The 5,699-nt window shown below is 63.8% G+C and carries 5 protein-coding genes; 3 read left to right on the top strand and 2 right to left on the bottom strand.

The window, feature by feature from the left end; translation table 11 throughout:
• The first annotated feature begins 148 nt into the window (after positions 1-148).
• Entirely contained in the window at positions 149-1,669 is a 1,521-nt protein-coding gene (locus ACLP2E_RS05205) for a peptidoglycan DD-metalloendopeptidase family protein (protein ID WP_442465336.1), read from the top strand.
• Between the two features lie 270 nt (positions 1,670-1,939).
• Here the strand turns inward: ACLP2E_RS05205 and ACLP2E_RS05200 are convergent, their stop codons facing one another.
• Complete coding sequence (locus ACLP2E_RS05200) at positions 1,940-2,164, bottom strand: YbdD/YjiX family protein (RefSeq protein WP_442462500.1); 225 nt, start codon at positions 2,162-2,164, stop codon at positions 1,940-1,942.
• Entirely contained in the window at positions 2,130-4,220 is a 2,091-nt protein-coding gene (locus ACLP2E_RS05195) for a carbon starvation CstA family protein (protein WP_442462499.1), read from the bottom strand. The genes ACLP2E_RS05200 and ACLP2E_RS05195 overlap by 35 nt, the downstream gene beginning before the upstream one ends.
• Before the next feature lie 181 nt (positions 4,221-4,401).
• On the opposite strand from ACLP2E_RS05195, the gene ACLP2E_RS05190 reads away from it, so the two are divergent.
• Positions 4,402-5,085 carry an HAD-IA family hydrolase gene (locus tag ACLP2E_RS05190; RefSeq protein WP_442462498.1) on the top strand — a complete coding sequence of 228 codons (684 nt, stop codon included), beginning with the start codon at positions 4,402-4,404 and terminating at the stop codon, positions 5,083-5,085.
• A partial coding sequence (locus tag ACLP2E_RS05185; protein ID WP_442465335.1) for an ATP12 family chaperone protein occupies positions 5,070-5,699 on the top strand: 630 nt, incomplete at its 3' end. The genes ACLP2E_RS05190 and ACLP2E_RS05185, both read left to right, overlap by 16 nt.

The raw sequence follows: 5,699 nt of genomic DNA, 5'->3' as shown, positions 1-5,699 counted from the left end.
CAAAATCTGCTGCACGGCCTGTTTCGCGGCGATTAACCCAAACAACTTGTTAATTGCCGATGATTTCATGAATTCGCATTCATCTTAAACGCTCCTTTAACCGCCATCCCGTTAAATCGAATCTGTTGGTTCAGTGTGGGAATGCGTGATGAGTGAAACGCTGCGGAAGTCCGGAAAACCCGTCCGGTTGGCCCTGATCGGTGTGGCCACGATGTTGCTCGGCGGATGCGCGGATACGGGCCGCGGAGGCGATCCCTTCGCCGACCCGTTCAAATCTGCCGGTCTCGACCGCAGCCCCACGGGCTCGACGGTTGCTGCGCCGCCGCAGCAGCAGGCGTCCAATTTCTTCACCGACGCTTTCAAGCCCTTCGACGCTCCCGCCGCGCCGCCCCCGGCGCCGGCCGTCCACGCCGCGCCGCGCGCACCCCGTCCTCCTGTCGCCATCGACAGCCAGCCGCTGGCGGCGCCGAGCGCCGCCGCTGCGCCAGCCGCCTTCCGGCCCAGCTATGCCGCCGCTCCGGCTTCGTCTTCGGCCGTTCATGCAGCTCCCGGCGGCGTTGGCGGCTGGAGCGCCGAAGGCGGCACGCCGATCGTCGTCGCCCAGGGCGAAAACGTCGAAATGATCGCCCAGCGCTACGGCGTGCCGACGGCGAGCCTTCTCAGCGCCAATGGTTACGCCAACCGCGCCCAGGTGCAGCCCGGCGCCCGGCTGATCATTCCGGTCTATCACGCCAATGGCGCGCGCGTCGCCGCCGCCCCCGTCGCGGCGCCCATGCCGCATCTCGCGGAGCCGAAAGCGCCGGCTCCCGCCAAACTGGCGAAGGTCGAGCCGCCGAAGCCCGATCTGGCGGCGGAAAAGCGCGCCAGGCTCGCGGAAGCGAAAGCCGCCGAGGCTTCGCGCAAGACCGCCGAAGCGCAGGCCGCCAAAGCCAAAGCCACGGCGCCGATGCTGAAAGCCGCAACACTGAAACTCGAAGCGGCCAAGGCCCGCGAGGCCAAAGCTTCCGCTGAGGCCGCCAAACTAGCGCAGGCCAAGACGGCGCAGTTGAAGCCGGTCCAGGTCAAACCGGATCAGGTCAAGCCGGATCAGGCCAAGCCGGATCAGGCCAAGCTTGCGCAAAAGCCGGCGCAGCCCGGCAAGAAGGTCGCCAGCGCCGCGCCTGCGCCGGCTCCTGTCACACCGGCGCCCGCGGTCGCGCCGGTCCAGCCGGCGACGAGCAAATTCGAAAAGGCGCCTGCGGTGGATCATTCGACCACGGCGACGCTGCCGCCCGCCGGCGGCGCCGCGAGCGACGACGCCAATCCGGAATTCCGCTGGCCGGCGCGCGGACGCGTGATCCAGGCTTTCGGCGCCGGCGGCAATGACGGCATCAATATCGCGGTGCCGGAAGGAACGCAGGTCAAGGCCTCGGAAGGCGGCGTCGTCGCCTATGCCGGCAGCGAATTGAAGGGCTATGGCAATCTCGTGCTGATCCGCCATCCCAACGGCTTCGTCTCGGCCTACGCCAATAACGGCTCGCTGAACGTCAAGCGCGGCGACACGGTCAAGCGCGGCCAGACCATCGCTCTGTCCGGCCAGAGCGGCAATGTCGCCTCGCCGCAACTGCACTTCGAACTCCGCAAGGGCTCGAAGCCGGTCGATCCCTCGACCTACCTTGCCGGCCTGTAACGTAATCCCCCGGGCTTCGGCCTTGGGGCGCGCGGACTGCGAGTTGACGTAGCGGGAATTCCAAAAAGACTTCTTTCCCAACCGCGAGACACGGCCGGGAAAGCAACGGGGCGGCGGGGTCAAACGAAGGGCCCGGCCGCCCCGATTCATTTTTGGAGCAATGGGCCCGACGCTTTGAAGCAATGCGCCCGGCGCCGGCCCCGTCCTTCGAGACGCCTGCTTGGGCAGGCTCGTCAGGATGAGGGCTTGGCGACTGATGCGCTCCGTCTGTCAGCAGCAGCGAAACCCGCCCGTCTCCACGCCGCCGCCGAAGCGCCGATCTTCCCGATTGCGGAAAAATTCCGTTCGGGTCATCGGGATCTCGTCCGGATGAAACTTCGCCCAATGCGCCAGATAATTGTCGTAGTCGGGCTGCCCCACCATCAGCGCCGCGGTCTGGCGAAGCCTTTTGCTGAACAGCCTAAGCCTTGAAGGGCTGCATTCCTGGCAGGTCATCGCCCGTCTCCCGAGTTGAAGCTTTCGGATTGGCCAGAGCCTTGCGGATGGTCACGAATCCAGCGACGATCATCGCCAGCACCACTGCAATGAAAATCATGGTCAGGCCCGCGTCGACATAATCATTGACGATGACCCGCTGCATTTCCTCAAGCGTCTTGGCCGGCGCCAGCACTTTCCCCTCGGCGACCGCCTCTGAGAAGACCCTCGCGTGCGACAAGAAACCGATCGCTGGATTGGCGTCGAACAATTTCTGCCAGCCCGCCGTCAAGGTGCAGACGACCAGCCAGAAAGCGGGGACCAGGGTGATCGCGGCGTAACGCTCGCGCTTCATCTTGAACAGCACGGCGGTGCACATGATCAAGGCGATGGCCGCGAGCATCTGGTTCGATATGCCGAACAGAGGCCAGAGCGTATTGATGCCGCCGAGCGGGTCGATGACGCCCTGATAGAGGAAATAGCCCCAGGCGGCGACGGCCAATCCCGTGGCGAGCAAATTGGCGGTCCAGCTTTGGGTGCGGGCCAATGAAGGGACGAAATTGCCGAGCAGGTCCTGGATCATGAAGCGCGCGACGCGGGTGCCGGCGTCAACCGTGGTCAGGATGAACAGGGCCTCGAACAGAATCGCGAAATGGTACCAGAAGGCGGTCATGCCCGAGCCGCCTATGAATCCGGACAGGATTTGCGCCATGCCGACGGCAAGGGTCGGAGCGCCGCCGGCGCGCGACAGGATGGTCGCCTCGCCGACGTTTTTCGCGGTCTCGGTCAGCATTTCCGGGGTGATGACGAAACCCCATTGCGAAATGGTCGTCGCCGCCTGCGCCGCCGTGGTCCCGATGACGCCGGGAGCCGAATTCATTGCGAAATAGACGCCGGGCTCCAAAACGCTGGCCGCGATCAAAGCCATTATGCCAACGAAGCTTTCCGTGAGCATGGCGCCATAGCCGATGAGGCGCATTTCGCTTTCGCGCGTCAGCATTTTCGGCGTGGTGCCGGAGGCGATCAGTGCGTGGAAGCCGGAAACCGCGCCACAGGCGATGGTGATGAACAGGAAGGGGAACAAAGCGCCCTTGAACACCGGGCCGGTCCCGTCGATGAAGCGGCTGAGCGCCGGCATTTTCAGGTCCGGCATGACGAAGGCGATGCCGATGGCCAGCGCACAGATCGTGCCGATCTTCAAGAACGTCGAGAGATAGTCGCGCGGCGCGAGCAGTATCCACACTGGCAGGACCGAAGCGATGAAACCATAGGCGATCAGCATCAGGGCTAGGGTTTCCCCGCTGTAGGTGAACAAGGGCGCCAGCGTCGGGCTCTGGCTGACGGTCTGGCCATAGAAAATGCCGGCCATGAGCAGGATGAAGCCGATGACCGACATTTCGCCGATTCGTCCCGGCCGGATGAAGCGATTGTAAATCCCCATCAGCATGGCGGTCGGCAGAGTGGAGAGCACGGTGAAAGTTCCCCACGGGCTGCCGGCGAGCGCCTTGACCACGACCAGCGCAAGCACCGCGAGCAGGATGATCATGATCGCCAGCACGCCGAATTGCGCGATCAGTCCGGCGGTCGCACCCATTTCGGTCTTGATCATGTCGCCGAGCGAACGGCCGTCGCGGCGGGTGGAAATGAATAAAACGACGAAATCCTGCACCCCCCCGGCGAAAACCACCCCGGTCAGTAGCCACAACACGCCGGGCAGATAGCCCATCTGCGCCGCCAGCACAGGGCCCACCAGCGGTCCGGCGCCGGCTATGGCCGCGAAATGATGGCCGAAAAGCACATATTTGTCGGTTGGGACGTAATCCAGCCCGTCATTGCGCCGAACGGCGGGAGTGACCCGCGAATCGTCGAGGCCGAGCGCTTTTTCGGCGATGAAGCGGCTATAGAATCGATAAGCGATAAGATAGACGCAGATGGCGGCCGTCACGACCCACAGCGCATTGATCGTCTCGCCGCGATGCAGCGCGACGGTGGCAAGCGCGAAGGCGCCGATTGCCGCGACCGCAAACCAGACCAGCCAGGAAAGCGCCGAGTTGTTCTCGGCTTGCGCATTGGCCATTTCGTTCCCTCCCACGCGTCGTTTCGCGACGTCGCAATTTCTTCCGATGTTAATTGCATCGCGTTATTTTGCAAACGCAAGCCTTGGTTTTTCGTTCGAGAACGAGGAAAGAAATCGTCTTTCGCGCCTTCGCGGGGAGATTTGCGGAAAATTTCGATGGGTCTATAAAAAGAAAAACGCATTGGGTGAGGAAAAAGTGAAGCTCATTGTTTTCGACATTGACGGCACCCTGGTCGACAGCCAGAATTTCATCGTCGAGGCGCAGAGACGGGCTTTCGCCTCCCACGGCCTTCCCGCGCCGACGCGCCAGCAAGCGCTGTCCGTGGTCGGCCTGTCGCTGGTCGAGGCTTTTCGCGCTTTGACTGAGGGACAGGGGCCCTGCGAAAAGCTTGCCCAGGCCTATAAGGACGCCTGGACGCAATTGCGCGCCGAGCCGGGTTTTCACGATCCGATCTATCCGGGCGCGGAAGATCTTTTGCGCGAACTGGCGGCCTGCGAAAATTGCGTCCTCGGTATAGCCACCGGCAAGTCCCGCGCCGGGGTGACGCGGCTGTTCGACCGCCACGGCTGGCATGACTTCTTCGCCACCGTACAAACCGCGGACGACGCAATCTCGAAGCCGGCGCCCGACATGTTCTTGCGCGCCCTGGCGGAAACCGGCGTGCAGCCCAGACACGCCTGCATGGTCGGCGACACCACCTTCGACATGCACATGGCCCATAACGCCGGCGCTCACGCCATCGGCGTCGGCTGGGGCTATCACCGGCACGAGAAGCTGACCAAGGCCGGGGCCGCCAAAATCGTGCAGGACTTCGGATCCTTGCGCGAAACCCTCGACGAGTTCATGCAATGCGCGACGACCTGACCGATCTGTTCGTAGAAGCGGGCGAACGCAATCCGCTGAAAGCGGCGCAGCGCGACATGAAGCGCCCGCTGCCGAAGCGCTTTTATTCCGAAGTTGCGGTCGCGCCGGCGGGCGACGGCTTCGGGCTGACGCTGGACGGCAAGACTGTCCACACCCCCGCGCGCTCGCGCCTGATCGTTCCAACGCGGAAACTCGCCGAGGCTTTGGCTGAGGAGTGGCGCGCGCAAGGCGAGTTCATCGACCCGGCGACCATGCCGAAAACCCGGCTGGTCAATACGGCGCTCGACGGGGTTTCCCGCGAGAAGGAGGCGGTGGCGGCGGAGATCGCCAAATTCGCCGGCTCCGACCTTGTCTGCTATCGCGCCGGCCAGCCGGAAAGCCTGGTCGCGGAGCAGAATGCGGCGTGGAATCCGGTTCTGGACTATTTCCGCGAAAAATATTCCGCGCGATTCCTCTGTTCGGAAGGGGTGATATTCGTCGCCCAGCCGCAAGAATCGCTAACCGCTGTGCTTGGCGCCGTTCAGGAGCAGGGGCAGGGCGTGGACGGCGCGCTGCGTCTTGCGGCGCTGCATGTGATGACCACTTTGACCGGCTCGGCGCTGATCGCGCTGGCG

The organism is Rhodoblastus sp. (assembly GCF_052145335.1).
In the GTDB taxonomy this organism is placed as follows: Bacteria; Pseudomonadota; Alphaproteobacteria; order Rhizobiales; family Beijerinckiaceae; genus Rhodoblastus.
Note: the sequence above shows the minus strand (reverse complement) of the source record. Positions and strands in the feature narration are given on the sequence as shown.

Coding starts and splice junctions, on each gene's coding strand:
- ACLP2E_RS05200 (WP_442462500.1), bottom strand. CDS start 2,164: ATGACCTGCCAGGAATGCAGCCCTTCAAGGCTTAGGCTGTTCAGCAAA.
- ACLP2E_RS05205 (WP_442465336.1), top strand. CDS start 149: ATGAGTGAAACGCTGCGGAAGTCCGGAAAACCCGTCCGGTTGGCCCTG.
- ACLP2E_RS05195 (WP_442462499.1), bottom strand. CDS start 4,220: ATGGCCAATGCGCAAGCCGAGAACAACTCGGCGCTTTCCTGGCTGGTC.